The sequence below is a fragment of the Poseidonocella sedimentorum genome (assembly GCF_900116005.1).
GTDB lineage: Bacteria > Pseudomonadota > Alphaproteobacteria > Rhodobacterales > Rhodobacteraceae > Poseidonocella > Poseidonocella sedimentorum.
This window is the reverse complement of the sequence record NZ_FOYI01000003.1, coordinates 139954-165024: the sequence shown is the minus strand read 5'-3', so window position 1 is coordinate 165024 and position 25071 is coordinate 139954. Positions and strand designations below refer to the sequence as shown.

The following is a 25071-nucleotide window of genomic DNA, read 5'->3' as shown; positions in this document are numbered from 1 at the left end:
GTCGGAGGTCTTTGGCGCCCGTATATGTCATGATGACGCGCATGAAAACCGCCCCGGGGCGCGGCGTCCGCCCTCGGCCCCCACCGGCCCCGTTACCGCAGGATTGAGACATGAACCTACCGCCCAAAGTGACCGACCGCGCCTTTGCCCGCCTCGCCGAAATCGGCGCCTCCGCCCAGGGCCAGGCGCTGCGCGTGGCAGTCGAGGGGGGCGGATGCTCGGGGTTTCAATATGACATCCGGCTCGACGAGCCGGCGAGCGATGATCTGGTGCTGGAGCAGTCCGGCGAGCGGGTGATCGTGGATCAGGTCTCGCTGCCGTTTCTGTCCAACGCGGTCATCGATTTCAGCGAGGAGCTGATTGGCGCGCGTTTTGTGATAGAGAATCCAAACGCCACCAGTTCGTGCGGTTGTGGGACGAGCTTTTCTCTTTGAAGCCCCAGTCGGCGCCGCCGAGTGCTGATCCATCGCGGGATCTGGGCGGATAGGGCAGATTGGCCGGGGCATTGGGCCCGGCCGACCGGCGCGAGCGCCGCGCCTGATCGTAGATGATCAACAGCCCCGAGGCGATCACGATGGCCGCCCCGACGAACACATTGACGCCCGGCTTTTCATCGAAGAACGCCGCGCCGATCAGGACCATCCAGACGAATTGCATGTTGACCAGCGCCATGACCGTGTGGGCCGACATCAGGTTGAGCGCGTGCACAACGAGGTAGCGTCCCGCGAACAGCAGCGTGGCATAGAGCGCGGCCCAGCCGAAATCCTGAAGCGCCATCGGCTGATAGACGAGCGGCAGCACCATCCCCATCACGAGGCAGAGCGCGAGGTTGGGATAGAAGACCAGCGCCAGGGGGCGGTTTTCCCGCGCCCCGATGTAGCGCGCGAGGATCATCGAGACCGTGCCGCTCAGGCAGGCGAGCAGCGCCATCACATGGCCAAACCCGATGCCGAGGACCCCCTCCGGGAAGAGGCACACGACGCCGATCGCGCCGGCGGCCAGCGCGATCCAGGTCAGCGGGCTCACGCGTTCGTTGAGCATCGGGCGGGCCAAAAGCCCCGCGAGGATCGGCATGATGCCGATGAAGATGAATACCTCGGCGAGCGGGATGTGTCCGAAGGCATAGTAAAAGCAGACCGCCGCGACGACCGTCATGCTGGCGCGCAGCGCCATGGCCCACGGCTGTGCCGTGCGCAAGGCTTGGCTCGGCGCGCGACTGAGAGCCGAGACAACCACGCACAGAATGGCGACCAGCGCCCCGCTGAAGAAAAACAATTGGGGCGCCGCGTAGGCGCCCGCAAAGAGCTTGGTCACACCATCCGCGGCGGACATGACGACTGTGTAAATCGCAACGAGAAGAACACCAACCAATGTCGCTGAATTTGTTGTGATCTTCACCCTTGCTCCTTCAAACTCTGGCGGTCCTCGCGAAACGCTCAAAGAATTCCTCGAAGTAAGGCGAAGAACCCTCCGCAGCATTGATGACGCTCAGCGCGGGAAGTTCAAGAGTTTTTTCTACTTCTGCTTGCATCGACTTCCAGCTTCCGCGGGTTTGACCGTCCGCATGCAGCAGGGTCTGCGACAGGCCGCGCAGCGCCGAGGGGCGCGTGTCATCAAGGTAGAAGCCCATCCGCTGGGGCGCGAAATCGGCATCGAACGCCTCACCGCCGCGCACCGCCTCAAGCCAGTTCACCATGAGATAGCAGTGATAGTCGTCATTCACCGTGGCCTGTTCGCCCGCGATGATCTCGTAACCATCAAGCACGCGCAGCACCGAGGTTTCCCAGTATTCCGGCACATCCATGCCGGCAAAGCGCATCGCGATGCAGATCTCGGCCAAAAGGTCGGTGTTCTGGTCGAGCAGCGCGAGGATGCCGGCGAAGTGGAGGCTCTGGTGGGTCCCTTCGGCCAGCTCGGGATCCTTGCGGCCGTATTCCGACAGATAGAAGACCGCGTGGGTCAGCTCGTAGGCCGCCTTCTTGTTGGGAAGCGCGAAAAGCTGGGAGCGCGAGACGAAGCGGCGCACGCGATCGGCCAGGCCCGGATCATGGGCAAAGGCATCGAACCCGCGGCGCGCGACCAGCCGCGCGGCCTCCAGCCGCTGCAGATCGGACAGCTCGCCCTCGGCCAGCCCTTGGGTACAGGTCCATTCCGCCATCCGCTCGCCCGCCGTGCCCGCGATGCCGAGGTCCTCCAGATCGAGACCGATCGAGAGGAAGAAGCGGTAGTATTGCGGAAAGAAGGAGATGCGGTCGAGAATGCTCTGGTAGACCGGTTGGAGCGGCTCCAGCGCGGACAGATCGGGGCGCAGCCCGCTCGTCTCCATCACATTGAGCAGCTCGGCATTTTCCTTGAGCCAGAAGACGTCGCTCTCGGAGCGCCGCGCCCGGGCAAAACATGTGGCAAGCGCGCCGACCTTGTCGGTCAGTGTCGCGCTAGATTTAGGGGGGCGAAAGGCAATGATATTGGTCATGTGGTGATCTCCGTCGTCGCGGAGTTCCCCCTCCGCCGTCCCGATTTGCGATCCCCGGGCGGGGGCGTGGTCCCGCCCTGCCCGGGGTCGAGGGTCGTTTACTTGGCGGCGCGGGCCGGGCCCGACCAGCTGACGAAGGCGCCGGTCACATCGCCATCGCGCGCGTCGGATTTCGCTTCCGGGCCGCTCCAGGAGACATAGGCGCCGGTGGCGTCGCCGTCGCGGGCGTCGGTCGTGGCTTCCGGGCCGCTCCAGGAGACGTAAGCGCCGGTGGCATCGCCGTCATGGGCGTCGGATTTCGCTTCGGGGCCGGACCAGGAGACGAAAGCACCGGTTGCGTCGCCGTCATGGGCCTCGGTTTTGGCTTCCGGGCCGCTCCAGGACACGAACGCGCCGGTGGCATCGCCGGAAAGCGCATCGGTTTTTGCTTCGGGGCCGGACCAGGACACATAGGCGCCCGTGGCATCGCCATCGGACATCTCGCGCGCCATCGGTTCGGACCAGGACACGCACGCGCCCGTTGCATCACCCGTCAGCATGTCTGTGGCCTCTGCGGGGCCGGACCAGGAGACGAAAGCTCCGGTGGCTTCTCCGGCGTCCAGCGCGAAGCCGGCGTCAGCGATCTTACGGGCGAAAGCGGTTTTTTTCAGTGCGGTCATTTTGATGTTCCCCATCGTTTGCAACTCATGGTTGTATTTGGACACTACCTAAGGGCGATCACGCAAGCATTTTTTCATCTTTAGGTTGTTTTGACTTGCGCGAAATTCACCTAAAAGTTGCAAGGCCTTGATTCAAAATGAGGAATGCGCGCCGTCGCTGGCGCCACATTTTCGGGCGCGCCGGCGATCAGGGGCCGTTCGGGGGCTCAACGCTTTCGAAAGAGGTGATTTCCGCGAGGGGAATCACCCCGCGCGGCGCATTCGGGCCGCGAATCCCGCTTGCCCCCCGGGCCGGGTTGCCGGATACCGGAAGCGCCAAATCCGGGGGTCACATGAAGATCGCGACATTCAACATCAACGGGATCAAGGCGCGCAGCCTCGCGCTGCCCGAATGGCTCGATGCGGCGCAGCCCGACGTGGCGATCCTGCAGGAGATCAAATCGGTGGACGAGGCCTTCCCCCGGGAGCTCTTCGAAGACCGCGGCTATCAGGTCGAGACCCACGGGCAGAAGAGCTTCAACGGCGTGGCGATCCTGTCGAAACTGCCTCTGGAGGATGTGAGCCGGGGTCTGCCGGGCGATGAGAGCGACGAGCAGGCGCGCTATATCGAGGCGACGGTGGTGGGCGAGCGGCTCGCGGTCCGGCTCTGCGGGCTCTATCTGCCCAACGGCAACCCGGTGCCGGGGCCGAAATACGACTACAAGCTGGCCTGGATGGAGCGGCTCGAGGCGCGGGCGCGGGATCTGCTCGGCGCGGAGATGCCCTTCCTCATGGCCGGGGATTACAACGTGATCCCGCAGGACGAGGATGCCAAGCGCCCCGAGGCCTGGCACGCGGACGCGCTCGCCCTGCCCCAGACGCGCGCGGCGTATCGACGGCTGCTCAATCTCGGGCTGACCGACGCCTTCCGCGCCCGCACCCAAGGGCCCGGGCACTACAGTTTCTGGGACTATCAGGCCGGCGCCTGGAACCGCGACGACGGGATCCGCATCGACCACCTGCTCCTGAGCCCCGAATGCGCCGACTGCCTGACCCACTGCGAGATCGACCGGGCGGTGCGCGGCGGCGAGAAACCGTCGGACCACGTGCCGGTCTGGATCGAGCTTGCGGCATGAGTGCGCGGAGCGGCTGGCTGCGCCGCGCGGAAGCCATCTGGCGCGGCAAGACGGCGCCGCAGCAGCGGCTGCACGGCTGGCTCTGGCAGAAGACGACGCCCCGGGCCGCGCCCTCTGAGGATCCGCACCTGCTCTTGGCCATCCCGCTCGTCTCTCGCGCGCGCGCGCCCGATTGGCAGATGGTGGAACACAACCTCGCCCAGACGATTGAGAGCTTTCGTCGTCAGACGGATGGAAACTGGCGCGCCTGGGTCTGCGGTCAGGATCGGCCCGAGGCGGTGGATCTGGACCCGCGCGTGTCCTTCACCCGCTCGTCCGTTTCCGACCAATTCTACGACAAGGGCCACAAGCGGCGGCAGCTCATCGATCACATCTCCAGGACCTATCGCGGCGACGGCTACTACATGCAGTTCGACGCCGACGACCTGCTGCACCCGGAGTTCACCGCCTTTGTGCGCGGCGATCACAACGGCCGCGGCTATCTGATCAGCGAGGGGTACATCGTCCATGCCGAAACCGGGGAGATCGCGCGGCTCGCGCCGCCCGAGCGGCGGTTTTTCCGGATCTGCGGCTCGTCTTCGGCGGTCTACGTGGATTTCCGCGCCCATCGCCGCTATCGCGCTTTTCTCAACCGGCACCGGTCACACACCAAGATCGAAAAGGTCTCGGCCCATTTCGGTGTGACCTTCGATCCCGTACCCTTCCCGGCCGCCTGCTACATGATCGGCCACGGCCAGAACATGGTCGAACGGCGAGGCAAGATGGATAACAAGATCGGGCTCCTGGACCGCTACGCGGTGGAGGATCCGGCGGAGCGCGCGCGGATCCGCGAAACCTTTCGCATCGGGGCGGGCGCTTAGCGGGTCACGTCATGCCCGTAGAGCCAGTCGAACTGGCGGGCGAGCGCGCCGGGGGCGAGCCGGCCGGCGAGGCGCAAGCCGCTATGGGCGGCAAAGCGCAGGGCCGGATTGCGCAGGTGGTATTTCCAGGCATTGCGGCGGGAGGTCTCGACGACGCGGGCAACGCGCGGGCGGCGCTCGGCGCTGTAGGCGGCGACCGCGTCGCGCGGATCGGGGAATTCGGCAAGCGCGCGCCCGAGGACCCAGGCGTCCTCCAGCGCCATGTTCGCGCCTTGCGCCATGAAGGGCAGCATCGGGTGGGCCGCGTCGCCGATGAGGGCGAGCGGGCCGCGAAAGAGCGGATCGGGAATCGGGTGGGTGAAGAGCCCCCATTGAAAGACGGCTTCGGTTGCGCGCAGCAGCTCTGCCGCGGGGCCCTTGAAGTCTGAGAACCTCGCGCGGAGCACCTCGGGATCGCCGGGGTGTGACCAGCCTTCTTCAGCCCAGCTCGCGCGTTCTTCGACCGCGACGAGGTTGGTGCGGGCGCCGCCGGAAAGCGGATAGGCCACGATGTGGCGCCCGGGGCCCATGAAGACACGCGCCTCCCCGGGTGAGGGCGCATCGACCACCGCGCGCCAGGCGACCTGGCCGGTAAACGCGGGCGGCGCGCTCTGTTCTAGACAGGCGCGCAGGCGGGAGCGGACGCCATCGGCCCCGATCACGAGCGGCGCGATGGCGGCCTCGCCGTCCGGCCCGGTGAGGCGCAGGCCGCCCGGCGCGATCTCGGCCGATATCTCACTGCCGAGCCGGATCTCCACCCCTGCCTCGCGTGCGCCGCGGGCCAGAATGTCGATCAGATCGGCGCGGTGGGCAAAGAGATAGGGCGGCGCATCGGGCCCGGCGCCAAGCGGGATTCGGGTGACGACCTCGCCGCGCGCATCATGCAGCGCCACCGCCTCGGCCCGCGTCGCCACGTCGCGCAGATCGCCCCCCAGCCCGAGAGCATCAAGCACGCGCAAGCCGTTGGGGCTGATCTGAAGCCCCGCGCCGACCTCGCGCAGCGCAGGCGCGCGTTCGTGCAGCGTCACCCGGGCGCCGCGCAGGGCCAGCGCGCGCGCCGCCGCGAGCCCGGCGACCCCCCCGCCGATGACGGTGATCTCCTGCGCGATCAGCATCGCGCCGCGCCCCCAACGCAAAACGCCGGGGCGAGACCCCCGGCGTCGATGTCATGTCTGTGTGCCTGGTGCATCAGTCGTCGCGATGGACCTTCTCGCGCCGCTCGTGGCGCTCCTGAGCCTCGAGGCTCATGGTGGCGATGGGGCGCGCGTCGAGGCGCTTGAGGCTGATCGGCTCGCCGGTGACTTCGCAGTAGCCGTATTCGCCCTCTTCGATCCGGCGCAGGGCGCTGTCGATCTTGGCGACGAGCTTGCGCTGGCGGTCGCGGGTGCGCAACTCCAGCGCGCGGTCGGTCTCTTCGCTGGCACGGTCGGCCACATCGGGGATGGAGCGGGTGCTGCCCTGCAAAGTCTCGATCGTGTCCCGGCTGTCGGCCAGAATATCGGCCTTCCAGGCTTCCAGTTTCCGGCGGAAATATTCGAGTTGGCGCTCGTTCATAAAAGGCTCATCCTCGGCCGGCTGATAGTCGGACGGCAGGAAGCTTTCTGCTTTCATTGCAATATCCTTCTCTGGACCCTGATCGGACACTGTCGAAGTTTTGTCGGTCATCAGGTCCCTCCTTGTGGCGCCGCGTTTACCGCAGGTACCAAAGGATGTCACTACACAAAACCCACCCGTTGCCCCCGTCCGGTGGTGTGGTAAACCTGCGCCGGTGAAGATCTTGCAAAGAGATGAAGAATGCGTTTCCAGGGCACCGAGAGCTATGTCGCCACCGACGATCTGACGATCGCGGTCAATGCTGCCGTGACGCTGGAGCGCCCGCTTCTGGTCAAGGGCGAGCCGGGCACCGGAAAGACCGAACTGGCCCGGCAGGTGGCAAGCTCGCTCGGCCTGCGGATGATCGAGTGGAACATCAAATCCACCACCCGCGCCCAGCAGGGGCTTTATGAATACGACGCGGTGAGCCGGCTGCGCGACAGCCAACTGGGCGACGCGCGGGTCAACGACGTGGCCAACTACATCCGCAAGGGCAAGCTCTGGCAGGCCTTCGAGGCCGAGGAGCGCGTGGTCCTGCTGATCGACGAAATCGACAAGGCCGATATCGAGTTTCCCAACGACCTGCTTCAGGAACTCGACCGGATGGAGTTTCACGTCTACGAGACCGGCGAGACCATCCGCGCGCGCCAACGCCCCATCGTCATCATCACCTCGAACAACGAAAAGGAGCTGCCGGACGCCTTCCTGCGCCGCTGCTTCTTTCACTACATCCGCTTTCCCGACATGGAAACGCTGCGCCGGATCGTCGAAGTGCATCATCCCGGGATCAAGGACGCGCTTTTGACCACCGCGTTGACCCAGTTCTACGAGCTGCGCGAGCAGCCGGGGCTCAAGAAACGGCCCTCGACCTCGGAGGTGCTCGATTGGCTGAAGCTGCTGCTGGCAGAGGACCTGAGCGCGGAGGATCTGCGGCGCGATGGCGGCGATGCCCTGCCCCGGCTGCACGGGGCGCTGTTGAAAAACGAGCAGGATGTGCATTTGTTCGAGCGTCTCGCGTTCATGGCTCGCCGCGCGCGGTGATGCGCGCGTTCGCGACGGCGGTGCTCGCCCTGGCGCTGAGCGGATGTGCCGATCTGCCCGATCCCTCGCTGCCCCCGGTCAAGACCTTTACCGCGCCGCCCGATCTGCGGCTCGGGGCGGTCTCCAACAGCCGGGTGATGCGCGATTTTCTCGACCTCACCTTCCAGCTGGAGAGCGGGCGCCCCCTGCCCGTGTTCACGCGGTTCGAAGGGCCGGTCACGGTGCGGCTCACCGGGCATTACGATGGCATTCTGGCGGCGGATCTGGACCGGCTGCTTGCGCGGCTGCGCGATGAGGCCGGGATCGAGATCTCGCGCCTGCGCGGCGAGCGCGCCGCTGGCCAAGCCAATATCACCATCGAGGCGATCTCGGGGCGCCAGATCCGCAATTCGGTGCGTCAGGCGGCCTGTTTCGTCGCGCCCAACGTCTCGTCTTTCGCCGAATATCGCCTTGCGGGGGACGACACGCTCGATTGGCAGGCGCTGCGCGAGCGGCGGCGGCTTGCGGTTTTCGTGCCCTCCGACATGAGCCCGCAGGAGGCGCGCGATTGCCTGCACGAGGAGCTCGGCCAGGCGCTCGGGCCGCTCAACGATCTCTACCGGCTGGCGGGCAGCGTCTTCAACGATGACAATATCCAGTCGGTCCTGACGCCCTATGACATGCTGCTGCTGAAGGTAAGCCACGATCCCGCGCTCGAAAGCGGCATGACCGAGGCGGAGGTCCGCGCGGCCCTGCCGGCCATCCTTTTGCGGCTCAATCCCGAGGGCGGGCGCGCGCGCGATCTTCCCGCCGCGCCGATCGATCGGGCGTGGATCACCGCGATCCAGAGCTCGCTCAACCCCAATCTCTTTCCCGCCGCCCGGCTGCGCGCGGCGCGCGAGGCGGTCTCGCTCGGGCGGCGCCACGGGCTGTCCCGCGTCGAACGGGGCTATGCCGCCTACAACCTCGGCCGGGTGCGCGCAGGGCAGGATCCGGCGGCCGCGCTGACGGCCTTTCTTTCCGCCAATCGCCACTATGCCGCAGCGCCGGGCACCGAGTTGCACCGCGCCCATGTCATCAGCCAGATCGCCAGTTTCGCCCTGGCCTCCGGCGACGGCGAAACCGCGCGCCGCCTGGTGGAGCCGGCGATCCGGATCGCGCGCGCCCATCAGAACGCCGCGCTGCTGGCCACGCTCATGCTCATGCGCGCCGAGGCGCTGGAGCTGACCGGCGAGGAGGCCGAGGCGGCGGCGCTTCGGCTGGACAGTCTGGGATGGGCGCGCTACGGCTTCGGCCCGGACCGGGCGGTCCGGACGCGGGTCGCCGAAATCCAACGCCTGCGCCCCCCGGCCCCGGATCCGCAAGACCCCGAGACGATCCAGAACGCCGACCCGCAAGACGAAACCCGCACCAGCGACCAGAACTGAGCCCACCGGAGGTTTGCCATGCTAGTCTATCTCTTTGCCCTGGCCGGAGCGATTTATGGCGCCTGGTCCGCGCGGCGCCGCAAGGGCAGCGGGCTCGACATGGCGCAATATGCCGCCGGCTATGCCATCGCGCTCGGCGTGCTGGGGCTCTTCATCGACCTGATCCTCATCCGGTCCCTCTAGACGGGGCGCCGGCGGTGTTCCTGCCCTTCTTCGAGGCCCTGCGCCGCGCCGGGATCCCGGTCTCTCTGCGCGAATTCCTGACCTTTCTCGCCGCCCTCAGGACCGGCATCGCCACCTATGACGTCGAGGCCTTCTACCACCTTGCCCGCAGCGCGATGGTCAAGGACGAGCGCCATATCGACCGCTTCGACCGCGCCTTTTCCGAGAGCTTCAAGGGGATCGAGGCGCTCCCGCTCGACGCGGTGCTGGAGGCGCTGGACCTGCCCGAAGACTGGCTCACCAAAATGGCCGAGAAACATCTCAGCCCCGAGGAAAAGGCCGAGATCGAGGCGCTTGGCGGGTTTGACAAGCTGATGGAAACCCTGCGCGAGCGGCTCAAGGAGCAGCAGGGCCGGCATCAGGGCGGCAACAAATGGGTCGGCACCGCCGGGACATCGCCCTTCGGCGCCCACGGCTACAACCCCGAGGGCGTGCGCATCGGGCAGGACGAGAGCCGCCACCAGCGCGCGGTCAAGGTCTGGGACAAGCGCGAGTTCCGCAATCTCGACGACACGGTCGAGCTCGGGACGCGCAACATCAAGGTGGCGCTCAAACGGCTGCGCAGCTGGGCCCGCACCGGCGCGCAGGAGGAGCTCGACCTCGACGGCACGATCCGCGCCACCGCCGAACACGGCTATCTCGACGTCAAGACCCGCCCCGAGCGGCACAACGCGGTCAAGGTCCTGCTGTTTCTCGATGTGGGTGGCTCGATGGATCCGCATATCCGCGTGGTCGAAGAGCTGTTTTCCGCCGCCCGCGCCGAGTTCAAGCATCTCGAATACTACTATTTCCACAACTGCCTCTATGAGGCCGTCTGGCGCGACAACGCCCGGCGCTGGAGCGAGAAGATCCCCACCTGGGACGTGCTGCGCACCTATGGGCCGGATTACAAATGCATCTTCGTCGGAGACGCGGCGATGTCGCCCTATGAGGTCGCGATACCGGGCGGGGCGAACGAGCATTGGAATGAGGAATCGGGGCAGGTCTGGCTCTCCCGCGCGCGCGCGCACTGGCCCGACACGCTCTGGATCAACCCGCTGCCGGAGGCGCATTGGGGCTACACCCAATCGGTCGGGATGATCGCCGAGATCTTCGAGGATCGCATGGTGCCGATGACGCTCGACGGGATCACGCGGGGCATCCGTCAGCTCGTCTGAGAAGCGCGGCGCGTTTTGCAAGGCAGGAATTCCTTACTTATGCGAAGACGCGCGGCCTGATTAAACTGGTCGGGATTATCTCGCCTCATGCCGCAAAGGGCGGCGCATTTTTCCACGGCGATTGCGCATCCAAGGGATTACACGAAATGAGTTTGCTCGGAACACTGACCAAGGTGGCCATCGGCTATGCCGCCGCCAAAGGTGTGAGCCATTTGTCGAAAGGCGACGGGCTGCGCGGGATCATGGATCAGGTCACCAGGACCATGGGCAAGACCGGCGTCGCCGGGACGGGCCGCGGCACCCCTGCCTTCGGCGGTTTCGGCGAAGCTGGCGCACGGATGCAGGACATGTTTACCGGCATGATGGGCGGCGGAGCGCGGTCGTCGGACCAAGGCGCGCCGGCGGACACGGCGGGCAACGGCGGGCTCGGCGCGCTCATGGGCGCCTTTGGCTCCGGACAGGGCGGGGCTGGCCTTGCCGGGCTGCTCGCCGCGGCCGGCGGCATGGTCGCCACCGGACAGGCCCGCACGCAGGAGACGCTGAGCGCCATCGGCGCGGAGCCGGTCAACGCCGAGATGGAGGCGCAATCGGGCCTCATGCTGCGCGCGATGTTCCAATCGGTGAAAGCCGACGGGCGAATCGACAAGGACGAGCAGGCACAGATCATGGCATTCCTCGGCGACGATGCCACCGAGGCCGACACCACCTTCCTGCGCACGCAGCTCGCCGCGCCGATCGATATCGAGAGCCTCGCCGGTGACACCCCGGCCCACCTCGCGCCACAGGTCTATGCCGCCTCGCTCATGACCATCCGCGTCGATACCGAGGCCGAGCAGCAATATCTGCGCGATCTTGCCGAGGCCCTTGGCCTCGACGCCGCGACCGTCGCCGCGCTGCATACCCAGATGGGCGCGCCCGCGATCTGAGCGAATTCCGGCTGGCCTCCCCCGCCCCGTTGGGCTACCTCAAACGAGGGAGCAAGGCGGGACGAAATGCCGGATACGATCATACAACGCTGCGCGCAAAAGGGGCTGCGCATGACCGGCCAGCGCCGGGTCATCGCGCAGGTCATCGAAGACGCCTCCGACCACCCCGACGTCGAGGCGCTGCACCAGCGCGCGGTGGCGATTGATCCCAACATCTCCATCGCGACGGTCTACCGGACGGTCAATCTCTTCGAGGATCTGGGCATCATCGAGCGGGTGGAATTCGGCGACGGGCGCGCGCGCTTCGAAGACGCCGAACGCGACCATCACGATCACCTGCTGGATCTGCAATCGGGCGAAGTGATCGAGTTCGTCGACCCCGAAATCGAAGCGCTTCAGGAAAAGATCGCCGAGCGGCTCGGCTATCGGCTGATGGGTCACCGGCTCGAACTCTACGGCACGCCGCTCAAGAAAGGCTGACCCGGACGCCGCCCTGCGCGATGGCCGCGAGGGTTGCAGAATCGCGGCGCGGCGCGTTTTGTGGGCCCATCCGGATCGACGGCGGAATTTCCGCTTCCTCCACCCCCCTTGGGACTGAAGACTCGTGGCAAACCTGCGCGGCGCATTGATGATGACGCTTGCGATGGCGCTCTTCGCCATCGAGGACAGCTTTATCAAACTCGCCTCCTCGGCCGTTTCGCCGGCGGTGATCGTCCTCTGTCTCGGCCTGAGCGGCGCGCCGATCTTCGCGCTGCTGGCGCGCCTTCGGGGCCTGCCACTGTGGGATCCGATGCTGGCGCACCCCGCCGTCATCCTGCGCACGGCCTCAGAACTCGTCTGCACCGTCGCGCTCGTGGTGTCGCTCGCCCTAATCCCGCTCTCGCTCGCCTCCGCCATCTCTCAGGTCGCGCCGCTTCTGGTGACGATGGGCGCCGCGCTCTTTCTGGGCGAAGAGGTCGGCTGGCGCCGCTGGAGCGCGATTTTCGTCGGGCTCGCGGGCGTCATGATCATTCTGCGCCCCGGGTTCGAAGGGTTCGAGCCCGCCGCCCTCATCACCGTGCTGAGCGCCCTTGGCCTTGCCGCGCGCGACGTGGTGGTGCGCCGCGTCCCGCCGCGTCTGCACACATTCCAGATCAGCTGGATCACCTTCCTTGCCATGATCCCCGTCGGCATCGCCGGCGTCGCGCTGACCGCAACGGGCGCTCCGGGGGCGGCGAGCCTGCCCGAGCCGCGCACTGTGGCGCTGCTTTTCGCCGTCATCGGCTTCGCGCTCAGCGGGTATTACTGTGTCGTGACGGCCACGCGCACGGGCGATGTCGGGTTCGTCACGCCCTACCGCTACACCCGGCTGATCTTTGCGATGATTCTGGGGATCCTCGTCTTCGGCGAGACGCCGGATGCGCCCATGCTAATCGGCGCGGCGCTGGTCGTGGCCTCCGGTCTCTATGCGCTTTTGCGCGAAGCGCGCCTGAAACGCGCCGAGCGCCGCCTCGCCGCTTCAAAGCCGCATCAAGCCCTGCTATAGCCGGGTCGAACCAACTATTCCGCTTTCCGAAAGGTCATTGCATGAGCACCATCGTCGACATCCACGCCCGCGAAATCCTCGACAGCCGGGGCAACCCCACGGTCGAGGTCGACGTGACGCTCGAAGACGGCTCCATGGGCCGCGCGGCCGTTCCCTCCGGCGCCTCCACCGGCGCGCATGAGGCCGTCGAGCGCCGCGATGGCGACAAGAGCCGCTACATGGGCAAGGGCGTGCGCGAAGCAGTCGCCGCGGTCAACGGCGAGATCGCCGAAGCGCTCGTGGGCATCGAGGCGACCGAACAGGTCGGGATCGACACCGCGATGATCGAGCTCGACGGCACGCCCAACAAGGGCCGCCTCGGCGCCAACGCGATCCTCGGCGTCTCGCTCGCCGCCGCCAAGGCCGCCGCCGAATACTGCGAACAGCCGCTGTTCCGCTACGTGGGCGGCACCTCGGCGCGCCTCCTGCCCGTGCCGATGATGAACATCATCAACGGCGGCGAGCACGCCGACAACCCGATCGACATCCAGGAATTCATGATCATGCCGGTCGCGGCCCATTCCATCGCCGACGCGGTGCGCACGGGGTCCGAGATCTTCCACACGCTCAAGAAGGAGCTGACATCGGCGGGCCTCTCCACCGGGCTCGGCGACGAGGGCGGTTTCGCCCCGGCGCTTGGCTCCACCCGCGAGGCGCTCGATTTCATCCTGAAATCCATTGAAAAAGCCGGCTTCAAACCCGGTGAAGAGGTCTACCTCGCGCTCGATTGCGCCTCGACCGAATACTACAAAAACGGCAAGTACGAGATGTCGGGCGAAGGCAAATCGCTCTCCTCGCAGGAAAACGTCGCCTATCTCGAAGGCCTCTGCGCCGACTACCCGATCATCTCGATCGAAGACGGCATGGCCGAAGATGACTGGGATGGCTGGAAGATGCTGACCGACACGCTCGGCGACAAGGTCCAGCTCGTGGGCGATGATCTCTTCGTCACCAACCCCGCCCGCCTCGCCGAGGGGATCGCCAAGGGCAGCGCGAACTCGATGCTCGTCAAGGTCAACCAGATCGGCACCCTGACCGAGACGCTTCAGGCCGTCGACATGGCCCACCGCGCGCGCTTCACCAACGTGATGTCGCACCGGTCGGGCGAGACCGAGGACGCGACAATCGCCGATCTCGCCGTCGCCACCAACTGCGGCCAGATCAAGACCGGCTCGCTCGCGCGCTCCGACCGGCTCGCCAAGTACAACCAGTTGATCCGCATCGAGGAAATGCTGGGCGAGACCGCGCAATACGCGGGCGCATCTATCCTGCGCTGAAGCCGAACAGAAAAAAACCGGGGTCCAAAGCGGCCCCGGTTACGGTTTTATCAAAGGCGATGCTGGGATCGAGCGCTCAATCGCGCAGCTTCTGCACCATCATACCCACAACGACCTGAACCACGAGGCCTGAGACTCCGCCACCGATGAAGTTGCCGGCCAGCGCTCCGAGGTCGAGCCCGCCGGCCATCGCCGCGCCGCCGCCCAGAAGACCGCCGAGCAATTGCCCTCCGCCAAGGCCGCCAGCGGCCCCCGCAAGTATGTTGCCGATTGTGCCCATGTCGGAGTGTTGCAGGGTCTTGCCCCCACCGAACCCACCGATTGCGCCGCCCACAAGCTGTCCTAGAACTGCTTCCATTGGTTACCGTCTCTCACTGATACTGAACAAAATTTAGATTAGGTTTTATATACTTTCCGGCGCCCCCGATCAACGCCGCCAAAGGTCTCGCTACGTTACGTAACGAAAAGGCCGCGCGCCGGGGGCCGCCTCGACACTTACGGCGCGCTGATGCGCCCGCCGAAGACTGGCTGCGAAACGCCAGTCGTACCCGGCACGGAGGTGGGCAGGCCGTGCAGCACGCGCGCCGCGAGGAAGGCAAAGGCCTGCGCTTCGAGCATGTCGCCATCGAGCCCGACCGCTTCGACCGGCAGGACCTCGCAGCCGCACCCGGCCTCCAACCCCGCCATCATCACCGGGTTTTTCCGCCCGCCTCCGGTCACCAGAAGCCGCGCGGGCCGTTCGGGGCAAAAGCCCATCCCCCGCGCCACGGCCCGCGCCGCAAAGGCCGTGAGCGTCGCCGCCGCATCCGCATCGCTTTGCTGCGCGACCGCTCGGCCGACATCCCCGAAGGCATCGCGGTCGAGTGATTTCGGGGGCCGCTTTGAGAAGTACCGCCGCGAGAGCACGCGCTTCACCAGATCGAAATCCGCCTCGCCCTGCGCCGCGAGCGCGCCGCCGTCATCGAAGGATTCGCCGCGGCGCCTCTGCATCAGATCGTTGATCGGCGCATTTGCGGGCCCGGTGTCAAAGGCCAGCAACGCGCCGGGAGCCTCGGGGCTCTCCGCGCGCGGATCGACATAGGTGAGGTTTCCCACACCGCCCAGGTTGAGAAAACACACCGGCTCGCGCAAGCTGAGCCACTGGGCGCAGGCGAAGTGAAAGACCGGCGCCAGCGGCGCGCCCTCACCGCCCTTACGGATATCTTCGCTCCGGAAATCCCAGACCACCGTGCGCCCGAGCCGCCGCGCCAACTCCGCGCCATCGCCAAGCTGGTGCGTGCCGCGCCCCTGCGGATCGTGGGCCAGGGTCTGGCCGTGAAACCCCGCGACCGACGGCTCGTCAAATTCCGACATCAACGCCGCGTGGGCCGAGAGGACCACCTCATGCGCGCGCGCCAACTCCGGGCTCATCGGCCGCTCCGGCCACCGACCGAGCACCGCCCCGAGCGCCCGCCGCTCCGCCTCCGAATAGCCCCGATAGCCGCTCGCCCCGAACGCCTCGATCCGCGCGCCATCGGTCACCAGCACCGCCGCATCGACGCCGTCCAGCGACGTGCCCGACATGGTCCCGAGAACGGGCCGCATTTTCCCTGACATGATGCCCTTTCCCTCCTCGGCCTGCGCGCCTATAGCTAGCGCCACAGAGCAGACCGGGACAAGAGCGATGACCTACCACCCGAAATCCGAATTTCTCAACGTCATGATCGAGCGTGGCTTTCTGGCGGATTGCACGGATTCTCAGGGCCTCGACGAGGCGCTGGCCTCGGGCGTCGTCCCCGCCTATATCGGCTTTGACGCGACCGCGAAATCGCTGCACGTGGGCTCGCTCATCCAGATCATGATGTTGCGCTGGCTTCAAAAAACCGGGCACAAACCGATCACGCTGATGGGCGGCGGGACGACCAAGGTGGGCGATCCCTCCTTCCGCGCCGACGAGCGCCCCCTGCTCACCCCGGATCAGATCGACGCCAATATCGCCGGAATCCGCCGGGTCTTTTCCGCCTACATCACCTACGGCGACGGGCCCACGGACGCGCTCATGCTCAACAACGCCGAGTGGCTTGACGGGCTCAATTACCTCGATTTCCTGCGCGACATCGGGCGCCATTTCAGCGTCAATCGGATGCTCGCCTTCGAATCCGTCAAGTCGCGGCTTGATCGCGAGCAATCGCTCTCCTTCCTCGAATTCAACTACATGATCCTGCAAGCCTATGATTTCCTTGAGCTTAACCGGCGCTACGGCTGCCTGTTGCAGCTCGGCGGCTCGGACCAGTGGGGCAATATCGTCAACGGGATCGATCTTACCCGGCGCGTACTGGAGCATGAAATCTACGGGCTGACCTCGCCGCTGTTAACCACGAGCGACGGGCGCAAGATGGGCAAGACCGCCGAGGGCGCGATCTGGCTCGATCCCGCGATGCGCTCTCCTTACGAATTCTGGCAGTTCTGGCGCAACACGACCGACGCGGACGTCGGGCGGTTCCTCAAGCTCTATACCGAATTGCCCATTCAGGAATGCGACCGGCTCGGCGCTCTCGCTGGCTCCGAGATCAACGACGCCAAGATAGTGCTCGCCAATGAAGTCACGGCGATGCTCCACGGCAAGACTGCTGCGCAAGCCGCTGAGAAGACGTCGAAAGATGTCTTCGAAGCGGGTGGCATCGGGGCGGAGCTGCCGACGATTTCGCTCGCGCCGGAGGAGATTGCCGAGGGCATCTCCGTGGTCCAGCTTTTCACCCGATCGGGCCTCGCGAAATCGGGCAAGGACGCCAAACGTCTCATCGCGGAAAACGGCGCGCGCATCGATGGCGAACCGCTCACCGATACCGGACTGATGCTACGCGCGGAGGATATTGGCGAGGGGCTCAAGCTGAGCGCGGGGCGCAAACGCCATGCCCTGGTGAAGCTCAACGGGTGAGCCGCACTGTTAACCTTTCCTGCAAGGGTTTCAGTCAACTTAAGGCTTCGTTAAGACTTGGCCGTCAGTTTTGCGGAAACGGGGTTTAATCCTGCCCGCAACTGGAACGGTTTTGATGGTTTTGTTCATTGTCGCAAGCGGTATCGTCTCTGGCGCGATCTCCGCACTGATCACTGTCTTTTCGGGGCTCGGGTTCCTGTGGATGCTGGCCAGCTATAGCGTTGGCGGCATGGCGGGAATGCTCCTTGCGCTTCTCGGCGGAGTGGTGCTCACGAGCCTGCGCGGTCAGGAGTCCGAGAGCCGTGACACATCCATCTTGTCTGATGAAGCGCTTCTCGACGCCGACTTTTTGCTCACCGAGCGGCACACCGACACTTCGGACCTGAGTGCCTCAAAGACGCGGGCCAGCAGCGACCGCTGAGCCACTTCAGATCGCGACGATTCTGCCTCAGATACGCCGTCGAAATCTGTGATCCCCCAGGCGCAAGCCGCGCACAAATTTCCCGCAAAAAACGTGACTACCGGCCCGCCCGAGCTCGCCTTTAAGAAGTGAAAATCGGCATGCACCCTCGTGATTTTGTGTCTAACATATGGAAATAACACAAAATTAATCCCTCCCCCGTTATCCGGAGAATAGTTCTGTACTGACAAGCGCATCGCCTTATAGTTGAGCATGCCATGCGCTTAGGCGGATGTATCAGTGTATCGGTTTTAGCGAAACGCTGGATTTCCGGCAGGGCAGAGGATGGGGGATGACTAAACAAAAACTCGCGGTCATTGGCGGAGGAGTCGGCGCTGTTACGGCCGTCTACGCCATCACGCAAACGCCGGACTGGCAGGACAAATACGACATCACGGTCTATCAGCTGGGGTGGCGGCTCGGCGGCAAGGGCGCCAGCGGGCGCAACGCCGCTTACGGCCAGCGGATCGAAGAGCACGGGCTGCACGTCTGGGCCGGCTTTTACGACAATGCGTTCCGCAACATGCGCAAATGCTACGATCAGCTTGCCGAGCTCGGTCTGCGCGATCCCGATGCGCCGCTCGGGACGATGGACAAGGCATTCAAGCCATTGTCTCACCTGTTTCTCGCCGAGCGCTTCGAGACTGAAACATCGGACAACCCATGGCGCCCATGGGTGATCGATCTGCCGCCCAACTCGAAGGAGCCGGGCAGCGAAACCCATGTTCCCGGCCCGTTCGAGATGATGCGCCGGATCCTAGAAATCGTCGTGGAATTCCTCAAGAATGGCGCCTTCAATTCCGCCAAGGATCCCCGATACGGATTCCACATTCCGCATCAGCTTCACGATGTGCATCACGCGATTCACAGCCATGCCAAAAGCATGCCCGACGATCCCCGCCATCATACGCCGCGCCAGACGAATATCCTCGCCGATCTCATCGCCGCCGCGCAGGCCGAAGTGCATGCCCTGGAAACGCCCGAAAACCTCGCGGACGATCCATGCCGCCGCGGCCTTTTCCTCGCCGATCTGGCGCTTGGCTACATGTACGGGATGGCGACGAGCAACGCCTTTACCAGCGGATATGACGTTCTCGACCAATGGGAATTCAGCGATTTCCTGCGCCAGAGTGGAACGAGCGACGCCGCGCTCGAGTGGGTCGCGGTCCGAGGCTGCTACGACTTCGTCTTCGGCTTTCCCTTCGGCAATACCGAGCGGCAGGGCAACTCCGGCGCTGGTACCGCCATTCGCGCGATGTCGCGCCTGATTTTCACCTATTCGACCGCGATTTTCCACAAGATGCAGGCCGGGATGGGCGATACGATCTTCGGCCCCTACTATCAGGTGCTGCGCAAGCTTGGCGTGAAATTCGAGTTCTTCTGCGCGGCGCGAGACCTCCATCTCGACGCGGATGGGATCGGGATCGACCGGCTGAGCATGGTGCGGCAAGCGGCGATCAAGGATGGCACATATGAGCCATTGGTCGACGTCGAAAACCTGCCCTGCTGGCCGTCGGAGCCGCTTTGGGATCAGCTGGTTGACGGCGAAAAGCTCAAAGCGGACGGCGTGGATTTCGAATGCGAGAAAGACCCGCCCCGCGGTGAGGCCTTCGAATTGCGCCGGGGCGAGGATTTCGACGTCGTCCTGCTCGGCGCGTCCCTCGGCTCGCTCCCCTATCTCAGCGGTGAGCTTTCGAAAGCCTCGCCGCGCTGGCGCATGATGCTCGATCGCGTGAAAACCGTGGGCACCCACGCGGCGCAATTCTGGCTCAACCGGTCCGCCGATGATCTCGGCTGGGACGAACAGGTCGCCAAGCACAATAGCCCGGGCACCATCCCGCCCCCGCCCATGCGCACCGTGATCACCGGGTTTGCCGAGCCGCTCGATACCTGGGCCGACATGTCGCATCTGATCTCGCGCGAGGATTGGGGCGCCAATGAGCCCGAGTCGATCGCCTATTTCTGTGCCCCGGCCCCGGACGGCGAGACGCTGGAGGGGTTTGACGCGCGGGTGGAGGACTGGACCAACGAGGCGCTGCCGATGTTGTGGCCGCGCGCGAAAAAGGACGGCGGTTTCGACCCGGAGCTCTTCCACGACGGCAAAAAGGCCGGGCGCTACACGCGGGTCAATATGTACGGCTCTGAGCGCTATGTGCTCTCCGTCGCCGGCAGCGTCTTCCACCGGCTGAGCCCGTCGGAAAGCGGCTTCGACAACCTCTATCTCGCGGGCGACTGGACGCGCTGCGGGCTCAACGCCGGTTGCGTCGAGGCGGCGACCATGTCGGGCATCGCCGCGGCGTCGGCGATCACGGGCGTGTCGCTGCTCAATGTCGGCGCGGAGGATATTCCGGACGCGGGCAGCCTTTCCGAAAAGGCGATGTTCCAGACCAACTCGATCTCGGGGACCCATTGGCCGCTCACCCCGTTTTTCGCGCGCGGGGAGATGACCGGCTGGTTCTTCTTCTATGAGCTGCCCCGGAGCGAGGTCGCGGCGATGCTGCCCGACGGGATCTTCCTCGGGCATTGCCCGATGACGCGGCCCGGGTACCATCCGGTCGGCATGTCCTTTTGCCACTACCAGACCGTGCGCGGCTCCTTCATCCCCGACTTCCTCGCCATGAGCCCCTACGGCGAGGCGACCTTCGCGATTCCCTACACCCGGACCGAAGAGGCCGGGCAGACGGATTTCCTTTATCCTCGGCAGCTTTACGTCAACAGCAAGTCGGCGATTTTCGCGGGTCGGTTCTTCTATGCGATGCCCAAGGAGGACGCGACAATCACGGTGGGCAACAGCCATTTCACCGCGAGCGATGACAAGGGACTCGCGCTCGACGCGACCTTCCAACAGCGCCGCGATCCGGTGGCGCTCTCGGGCCATCCGGCGCATGGGGCGATCTCCGATCTGCTGGACATGACCTTCGTCACCCGGCGCAACTCGGGCCGGATACTTTACAACGCCTTCGACCTTCAGCTCGATCGCGCCTATGTCGCCCCGGTCACGGCCGAGGTGGAAACCCGCGATCCCTCAGGTGGCTTTCCCGCGGCCAACCTGCGCCTGCGGGGACTGGAGCCGCATGCCACTCGCCGCTTGCCCGGCGCATTTCGGATCTGGTGCTCGTGGTCGATGACCAACCCGCTCGATTCACGGCGCGTCCGGGAGGCGGCAGAGGCGCGCGCCTGGGTTCGCAGGGAACGATGAGCGCCTTGAGTTCCCCTGTTTGTCATAGCTGTTCGGCCTCCCTGCCGGAGGGCGCGCGGTTCTGTGCGAGCTGTGGCACCCCGGTGGAGCGATTCGACCAGGCACCCGAACAGCGCGTGCTCACAGTCCTCTTCGTGGATTTCGTGGGCTCCACCGCGCTCGCGCAATCGCGGGATCTGGACAGCTACGACGATACCATCAGCGGATTTCACGAACTCGCCGAGACCCTGATCAACACCTATCACGGCATGGTGCTCCAGCGATATGGCGACGGGGTTCTGGCCTGTTTCGGGCTGACCGAGGATGGAGAGGATGCCGCCGTGGCGGCGATCGCCTGCGGGCTGTCGATGATCGAAACCGCCCCGCGTCGCCTCGACGGGCATCGCGTCCGCGTCGGGATCGACAGCGGTCAGGTCATGTGCCGCGTCGGCCAGCAGGGCGCCTTGCTGCCGATGATCACCGGGCTTCATGTCAACCGCGCCGCCCGGCTTCAGGAGTGCGCCGGCCCCGGCCAACTGACCCTCTCAGGCGAGACCCGCGACTTCATTTCCCGCCTCGTGACGCTCGACGGCGCGACATCCGATTTCGAGGTTCTCAAGGGGATCGACCGCCCAGTGGAGGTGGTGCGCGTGACGCGCTTTGCCTTCCGCCCCGGCACGCGGACGGGCGATTTGCTCATCGCTCGGGAGCCCGAGTTGGACCGGATCGCGGCGTCCCTTGCCAGGCCGGGGGGCGTTTCCGTCATCGAAGGTCCGCCGGGAATCGGAAAATCGGCGCTTGTCGCCGAGGCCATGCGGCGCGCGGATCCGCGCCCGGTGCTCTATCTCGCGGCCCGCCAGAACCTGCGGCGCACCGGGTTGATGCCCTTCGCGACCGGGCTGCGGCCCGTTCTCGGCTTGCCGCATAACGCGAGTTCCGAGAGGCTCGGTCAGGCGCTGCGGACCTTTGATATCAAAGCGGGCGAAGAGGATCTGGCCCTGCTCGCGCAGGTCTTCATCGACGGCGCTCCGCCGGTGCCCCACCTCACGCTCGAACAGCAACGACTGCGCCGCGGCGCGCTTCTAGCCGACCTTCTGGGCCACGCGGTCAGCGCGCGAGGCGGGATCATCGTCTTTGACGACCTGCACTGGGCGGATAGCGAAAGCCTCGGGGTTCTTGAGCAGATCGCGCGCTCCGAGACCCATCCGATCAACATTCTGGCCACCACCCGTCCCGCATCCCAACTCGCTGATCTCATCGAGCGGATGGGCGCCGAGAAATCGACCCTTGGCCCGCTCGCGCCGCCCGCTGCGCTACGCCTGCTGGATGAGACCACCGATCTTTCCGAAGCACGTAAAGACGAGATCCTGCGCGCGGCAGAAGGCAATCCGCTCTTTCTCGTGGCCCTCGCCGACCGCGCGCGCCAACTCAGCGGCGACGGCGGGGCGACTCCCCTGCCCCAATCCGTCGAGGCAACCTTTCAGGCGATCATCAGCGGCTTTGGCGCGGAACGCGAGATCATCTTGACGGCGGCGGTTCTGGGCCGCGAGTTTCCGATGGAACACCTGCAGCTGCTGCATCCGGAGCGTTGGACCCTTGAGGACGAGCTGCGCGTCTTGACGCTCAACGGGCTGCTCAACGAGCTGGAAGAGGGGTTTTCTTTCTCGCACGTGTTACTGCGCGACGCGGCCTACAACATGCTCCCGCGCGCCCGCCGGCGCGAGATTCATGCCCGCCTCGCCACCCGGCTGCAGGCCGAGGAACCCGGCTACTGCGCCGCCTATCCCGAGGTTCTCGCCGATCATCTGATCGCTGCGCGGGCCCACGACGCCATCCCCGGCGCTGCCATCGCGGCTGGCATCAAGATGCTGCGCAACGTGAATTTCGACGCGGCCATCAGCTATTTCGAAGAGGCTTGCGAGGACGTCGAGGACCAGGCCCGCCGCTCTAACACTTGGCATCCTGCCTATATCTCGGCGCTTACGCTGCTGGCGAGCGCGCGCATGCAGCGCCTCGGATTCGCACATCCGGACGTGCTCAAGGAATACGAGAAACTGGAGCTTGCAATCGGCCTCGCGCGCGGCACCGACCGCGAACGCTGCATCGCGCTCTACGGTCTCTTCGCACACCGGATGCTAAGCGGGCGCGTGCGCGATTGCGGCGCGATCATCAAGGACATGCGTGCGCTGGATGATGGGGCGTCGGACGAAATCACCGTGCTCCGGCTGGTCAACGAGACCGCCTATCACTTTTATGCCGGCGAGTTCGAAGCTGCCGAAAAGGCCGGCCGGGCCTTGAAGGAAATCTACGACGTCGAGCGCCATGGGCTTCTGTTCCTGGAAATCGGGGCTGATCCGCTCGCCTCGGTGCGCAGCGTCGATGTCCAACTCGCGGCGCGGTCTGGCCGCGTGGACCACGCCCTTAAGCTGATCGAGGAGACAGTGGCGCATCTCAAATCCATCGGCGCCATCTCGCAGCTTCCGTGGATTCATATTTTCGGCGGCTCCGCGCTGCATGCGGCCGGAGCTCTGGACGAGGCCGAACGTCAAATCGCCATTGGCCACAAGCTGGCAGAGGAACAGGCTGCGAATTTCTGGTCCTTCCTCGGCCAACTGTGGCAACTCTTGCTGCCGCTCGATGCCGGCGAGACCGGCGCCATTGTCGATGAATTCGAAGCCTTGCTGGTGGCGGGCGAGCAGATGGGCGTTCAGCTGAACTATCCGATCTTCTGGACGATCCTCGCCAAGGCCCGGGCGATCGATGGCCACTGCGATGCGGCACGCAAATGGATGATCCGCGCCCGCGAGCTTCTCGACAGGCACGGCGAGGGCCAACATGCTGAAATGATCGCCGCCCGGAACCGCGAAATCGATGCGATCCTTCGGGCGGACGCCCGCTATATGGGCGCCATCCCCAACGCCTGATCTATCGGCGCGGGGCGAAACTGGTTGGAAACATCAGAGCAACGATCGTCATCACACTGGGGCGATTGCGGTCCCCGTCACCTCTACACCGATAAGATGTCCTCCCGCGGCCGACCTGAGCAAACCAAAAAGGCCCAGTGCCGGATTAAGGTGTTTGGTCCAGTCCCGCGATTTGCGGCACGACGGGGGGTGCCATGCCGCGCCCACGGGCAGAGGTGTGTGACTTCAATTATTGCGAGCTGCTGAAAATGAATTCTCCGTTGCCTGATGCTTCCGAAGCCATAGATAGCCCGGCGGGCCGGGCCGGTCTGTGACGCAGGTCACAGGCGCGAGAATTAACTCAAATTTTTTTGAAATCGCGGAGGGGCCAGCGCCAACCAAACGCCGCTCAGTGCTCCAGCGCGATATCGGCCAGCGCGTCATGGTTGAGGATGACGATCTCGCCGCGCTCGACCTGGGCCACGCCGTCACTCTGCCAGGCGCGGAGCTGGCGGTTGACGTTTTCGCGCGTGAGGCCGGCATAGTTGCCGAGCCAGCTCTGGCTGACCTTGACCCGATCGCGCGCCGCCGCGCCACCGCCGTCTTCGATCAGGCGCAACAGGCAGGTCGCCAGACGGGCCGCGCCGCTGCCGAGCGATTTGACCTCCAGCATCTCCGAGGCATTCCGGGCCTTTTCGCAGAGCGCCTCGATAACCAGAAGCGCGCTCTCACTGTCCTCGCGCAGCATCCGCAGGATCTCCTGACGGGAGATCACAAGCGCGCTCGCCTCCTCCAGCGCGAAGACATCGGCGCTGCGCGGCCCGCCGTCGAGGCAGGCGATATCGCCGAGGATCGCCTCGGGTTCGGCGACGCCGAGGATGGTCTTCTGACCGCCGGCGGAGGTCACGCTGATTTCCGCGCGCCCTGATTTCAGGATCATCAGGGATGTGCCCGGATCGCCGCGCAAAAGCAGCGCCTCGCCACGCAGGAACCGGCGCAAGCTCGCTTGCGCTTCCAGACGGGCCCGTGCGGCCTGTTGCAATCTTTCGAGAACCATCTCACCCCCACCGCTCTCGCACCCGAGCTTACGCCAGATGCCGCGCGAAAACCAGCCGTGGCGGCGCAAGCCCGCCCGCGCCAAAGAAAAGGGGGAGAGCCGAAGCCCTCCCCTGTGAGTTTCGCCGTTCAGGCTCTTCTCGTGATACCGCTCGGTGTTTTTCTGCCTGCGGCCTGAACGTCGTCCGGAACGCGCGCACGCGCTCCAAGTGAGAGTGGGAAGGA

General features: G+C 65.4%; 23 protein-coding genes and 1 pseudogene. 16 read left to right on the top strand and 8 right to left on the bottom strand.

Going from position 1 to position 25071, the window contains the following annotated elements:
• Window positions 1-110 precede the first annotated feature (110 nt).
• Window positions 111-434 carry a HesB/IscA family protein gene (locus BM353_RS06180; RefSeq protein ID WP_092077952.1) on the top strand — a complete coding sequence of 108 codons (324 nt, stop codon included), beginning with the start codon at window positions 111-113 and terminating at the stop codon, window positions 432-434.
• Here the strand turns inward: BM353_RS06180 and BM353_RS06175 are convergent.
• The 3 genes from BM353_RS06175 to BM353_RS06165 form a co-directional block, all read right to left on the bottom strand.
• Complete coding sequence (locus BM353_RS06175; protein ID WP_092077949.1) at window positions 346-1398, bottom strand: DMT family transporter; 1053 nt, start codon at window positions 1396-1398, stop codon at window positions 346-348. The two genes, BM353_RS06180 and BM353_RS06175, sit on opposite strands and share 89 nt — an antisense overlap.
• A gap of 10 nt (window positions 1399-1408) precedes the next feature.
• On the bottom strand, window positions 1409-2473 hold the full coding sequence (locus BM353_RS06170) for a DUF6902 family protein (RefSeq protein ID WP_092077946.1): 1065 nt from the start codon (window positions 2471-2473) through the stop codon (window positions 1409-1411).
• Between the two features lie 98 nt (window positions 2474-2571).
• On the bottom strand, window positions 2572-3132 hold the full coding sequence (locus BM353_RS06165) for a DUF6749 family protein (protein WP_143104109.1): 561 nt from the start codon (window positions 3130-3132) through the stop codon (window positions 2572-2574).
• Between the two features lie 332 nt (window positions 3133-3464).
• Between BM353_RS06165 and xth the strand changes: the two genes are divergently transcribed.
• Complete coding sequence (xth, locus tag BM353_RS06160; RefSeq protein ID WP_092078489.1) at window positions 3465-4247, top strand: exodeoxyribonuclease III; 783 nt, start codon at window positions 3465-3467, stop codon at window positions 4245-4247.
• Complete coding sequence (locus BM353_RS06155) at window positions 4244-5107, top strand: glycosyltransferase family A protein (protein WP_092077941.1); 864 nt, start codon at window positions 4244-4246, stop codon at window positions 5105-5107. Before xth ends, BM353_RS06155 begins: the two co-directional genes overlap by 4 nt.
• On the opposite strand, the gene BM353_RS06150 is transcribed toward BM353_RS06155, so the two are convergent.
• Window positions 5104-6261, bottom strand: a complete 1158-nt coding sequence (locus tag BM353_RS06150) for an FAD-dependent oxidoreductase (RefSeq protein ID WP_092077938.1) — start codon at window positions 6259-6261, stop codon at window positions 5104-5106. The two genes, BM353_RS06155 and BM353_RS06150, sit on opposite strands and share 4 nt — an antisense overlap.
• A 73-nt stretch (window positions 6262-6334) precedes the next feature.
• Complete coding sequence (gene dksA / locus BM353_RS06145; protein ID WP_092077935.1) at window positions 6335-6757, bottom strand: RNA polymerase-binding protein DksA; 423 nt, start codon at window positions 6755-6757, stop codon at window positions 6335-6337.
• A 183-nt stretch (window positions 6758-6940) separates the two neighbouring features.
• Between dksA and BM353_RS06140 the strand changes: the two genes are divergently transcribed.
• The 8 genes from BM353_RS06140 to eno all read left to right on the top strand — a co-directional run bounded on the left by BM353_RS06140 (window position 6941) and on the right by eno (window position 14332).
• The gene (locus BM353_RS06140; RefSeq protein WP_092077932.1) at window positions 6941-7780 is read left to right on the top strand and encodes an AAA family ATPase; all 840 of its coding nucleotides are present in this window, start codon (window positions 6941-6943) and stop codon (window positions 7778-7780) included.
• On the top strand, window positions 7780-9186 hold the full coding sequence (locus tag BM353_RS06135) for a DUF2927 domain-containing protein (RefSeq protein WP_092077929.1): 1407 nt from the start codon (window positions 7780-7782) through the stop codon (window positions 9184-9186). The genes BM353_RS06140 and BM353_RS06135 overlap by 1 nt, the downstream gene beginning before the upstream one ends.
• Before the next feature lie 18 nt (window positions 9187-9204).
• On the top strand, window positions 9205-9369 hold the full coding sequence (locus BM353_RS16870; RefSeq protein ID WP_177220463.1) for a hypothetical protein: 165 nt from the start codon (window positions 9205-9207) through the stop codon (window positions 9367-9369).
• Window positions 9370-9383: 14 nt separating this feature from the next.
• Entirely contained in the window at window positions 9384-10565 is a 1182-nt protein-coding gene (locus BM353_RS06130; protein WP_092077926.1) for a vWA domain-containing protein, read from the top strand.
• A gap of 146 nt (window positions 10566-10711) precedes the next feature.
• On the top strand, window positions 10712-11491 hold the full coding sequence (locus BM353_RS17160; RefSeq protein WP_092077923.1) for a DUF533 domain-containing protein: 780 nt from the start codon (window positions 10712-10714) through the stop codon (window positions 11489-11491).
• Between the two features lie 66 nt (window positions 11492-11557).
• Window positions 11558-11971 (top strand): Fur family transcriptional regulator, encoded by a 414-nt coding sequence (locus BM353_RS06120; RefSeq protein ID WP_092077920.1) that lies wholly within the window; start codon window positions 11558-11560, stop codon window positions 11969-11971.
• Between the two features lie 148 nt (window positions 11972-12119).
• Complete coding sequence (locus tag BM353_RS06115; protein WP_245759583.1) at window positions 12120-13016, top strand: DMT family transporter; 897 nt, start codon at window positions 12120-12122, stop codon at window positions 13014-13016.
• Between the two features lie 41 nt (window positions 13017-13057).
• A complete protein-coding gene (gene eno, locus BM353_RS06110) occupies window positions 13058-14332 on the top strand; it encodes a phosphopyruvate hydratase (protein WP_092077914.1) in 1275 nt (424 codons plus the stop codon).
• 76 nt (window positions 14333-14408) lie between these two features.
• On the opposite strand, the gene BM353_RS06105 is transcribed toward eno, so the two are convergent.
• Together BM353_RS06105 and BM353_RS06100 are read right to left on the bottom strand one after the other, a co-directional pair.
• Window positions 14409-14690 carry a hypothetical protein gene (locus BM353_RS06105; RefSeq protein ID WP_092077911.1) on the bottom strand — a complete coding sequence of 94 codons (282 nt, stop codon included), beginning with the start codon at window positions 14688-14690 and terminating at the stop codon, window positions 14409-14411.
• Between the two features lie 137 nt (window positions 14691-14827).
• On the bottom strand, window positions 14828-15928 hold the full coding sequence (locus BM353_RS06100; protein ID WP_092077908.1) for an anhydro-N-acetylmuramic acid kinase: 1101 nt from the start codon (window positions 15926-15928) through the stop codon (window positions 14828-14830).
• Window positions 15929-15995: 67 nt separating this feature from the next.
• On the opposite strand from BM353_RS06100, the gene tyrS reads away from it, so the two are divergent.
• From tyrS to BM353_RS06080, 5 genes and pseudogenes are all read left to right on the top strand, one after another.
• The gene (gene tyrS, locus BM353_RS06095) at window positions 15996-17249 is read left to right on the top strand and encodes a tyrosine--tRNA ligase (protein ID WP_092077905.1); all 1254 of its coding nucleotides are present in this window, start codon (window positions 15996-15998) and stop codon (window positions 17247-17249) included.
• A 115-nt stretch (window positions 17250-17364) separates the two neighbouring features.
• Window positions 17365-17670: a hypothetical protein gene (locus BM353_RS06090; protein WP_092077902.1), complete on the top strand. Its 306-nt coding sequence runs from the start codon at window positions 17365-17367 to the stop codon at window positions 17668-17670.
• 331 nt (window positions 17671-18001) lie between these two features.
• Window positions 18002-20908, top strand: coding sequence for an acetoacetate decarboxylase family protein (locus BM353_RS06085; RefSeq protein ID WP_092077899.1), 2907 nt, complete (start codon window positions 18002-18004; stop codon window positions 20906-20908).
• A pseudogene (locus BM353_RS17230) lies at window positions 20905-20988 on the top strand (zinc-ribbon domain-containing protein); the annotation flags it as partial. The gene BM353_RS06085 and the pseudogene BM353_RS17230, both read left to right, overlap by 4 nt.
• 3 nt (window positions 20989-20991) lie before the next feature.
• Window positions 20992-23811 carry an ATP-binding protein gene (locus BM353_RS06080; RefSeq protein WP_177220462.1) on the top strand — a complete coding sequence of 940 codons (2820 nt, stop codon included), beginning with the start codon at window positions 20992-20994 and terminating at the stop codon, window positions 23809-23811.
• 388 nt (window positions 23812-24199) lie between these two features.
• Here the strand turns inward: BM353_RS06080 and BM353_RS06075 are convergent, their stop codons facing one another.
• Complete coding sequence (locus tag BM353_RS06075) at window positions 24200-24847, bottom strand: Crp/Fnr family transcriptional regulator (RefSeq protein ID WP_143104108.1); 648 nt, start codon at window positions 24845-24847, stop codon at window positions 24200-24202.
• Window positions 24848-25071: the final 224 nt, after the last annotated feature.

Coding starts and splice junctions, on each gene's coding strand:
- BM353_RS06180 (WP_092077952.1), top strand. CDS start 111: ATGAACCTACCGCCCAAAGTGACCGACCGCGCCTTTGCCCGCCTCGCC.
- BM353_RS06170 (WP_092077946.1), bottom strand. CDS start 2,473: ATGACCAATATCATTGCCTTTCGCCCCCCTAAATCTAGCGCGACACTG.
- BM353_RS06165 (WP_143104109.1), bottom strand. CDS start 3,132: ATGACCGCACTGAAAAAAACCGCTTTCGCCCGTAAGATCGCTGACGCC.
- xth (WP_092078489.1), top strand. CDS start 3,465: ATGAAGATCGCGACATTCAACATCAACGGGATCAAGGCGCGCAGCCTC.
- BM353_RS06155 (WP_092077941.1), top strand. CDS start 4,244: ATGAGTGCGCGGAGCGGCTGGCTGCGCCGCGCGGAAGCCATCTGGCGC.
- BM353_RS06150 (WP_092077938.1), bottom strand. CDS start 6,261: ATGCTGATCGCGCAGGAGATCACCGTCATCGGCGGGGGGGTCGCCGGG.
- dksA (WP_092077935.1), bottom strand. CDS start 6,757: ATGAAAGCAGAAAGCTTCCTGCCGTCCGACTATCAGCCGGCCGAGGAT.
- BM353_RS06140 (WP_092077932.1), top strand. CDS start 6,941: ATGCGTTTCCAGGGCACCGAGAGCTATGTCGCCACCGACGATCTGACG.
- BM353_RS06135 (WP_092077929.1), top strand. CDS start 7,780: ATGCGCGCGTTCGCGACGGCGGTGCTCGCCCTGGCGCTGAGCGGATGT.
- BM353_RS16870 (WP_177220463.1), top strand. CDS start 9,205: ATGCTAGTCTATCTCTTTGCCCTGGCCGGAGCGATTTATGGCGCCTGG.
- BM353_RS17160 (WP_092077923.1), top strand. CDS start 10,712: ATGAGTTTGCTCGGAACACTGACCAAGGTGGCCATCGGCTATGCCGCC.
- BM353_RS06120 (WP_092077920.1), top strand. CDS start 11,558: ATGCCGGATACGATCATACAACGCTGCGCGCAAAAGGGGCTGCGCATG.
- BM353_RS06115 (WP_245759583.1), top strand. CDS start 12,120: ATGATGACGCTTGCGATGGCGCTCTTCGCCATCGAGGACAGCTTTATC.
- eno (WP_092077914.1), top strand. CDS start 13,058: ATGAGCACCATCGTCGACATCCACGCCCGCGAAATCCTCGACAGCCGG.
- BM353_RS06105 (WP_092077911.1), bottom strand. CDS start 14,690: ATGGAAGCAGTTCTAGGACAGCTTGTGGGCGGCGCAATCGGTGGGTTC.
- BM353_RS06100 (WP_092077908.1), bottom strand. CDS start 15,928: ATGTCAGGGAAAATGCGGCCCGTTCTCGGGACCATGTCGGGCACGTCG.
- tyrS (WP_092077905.1), top strand. CDS start 15,996: ATGACCTACCACCCGAAATCCGAATTTCTCAACGTCATGATCGAGCGT.
- BM353_RS06090 (WP_092077902.1), top strand. CDS start 17,365: ATGGTTTTGTTCATTGTCGCAAGCGGTATCGTCTCTGGCGCGATCTCC.
- BM353_RS06085 (WP_092077899.1), top strand. CDS start 18,002: ATGACTAAACAAAAACTCGCGGTCATTGGCGGAGGAGTCGGCGCTGTT.
- BM353_RS06075 (WP_143104108.1), bottom strand. CDS start 24,847: ATGGTTCTCGAAAGATTGCAACAGGCCGCACGGGCCCGTCTGGAAGCG.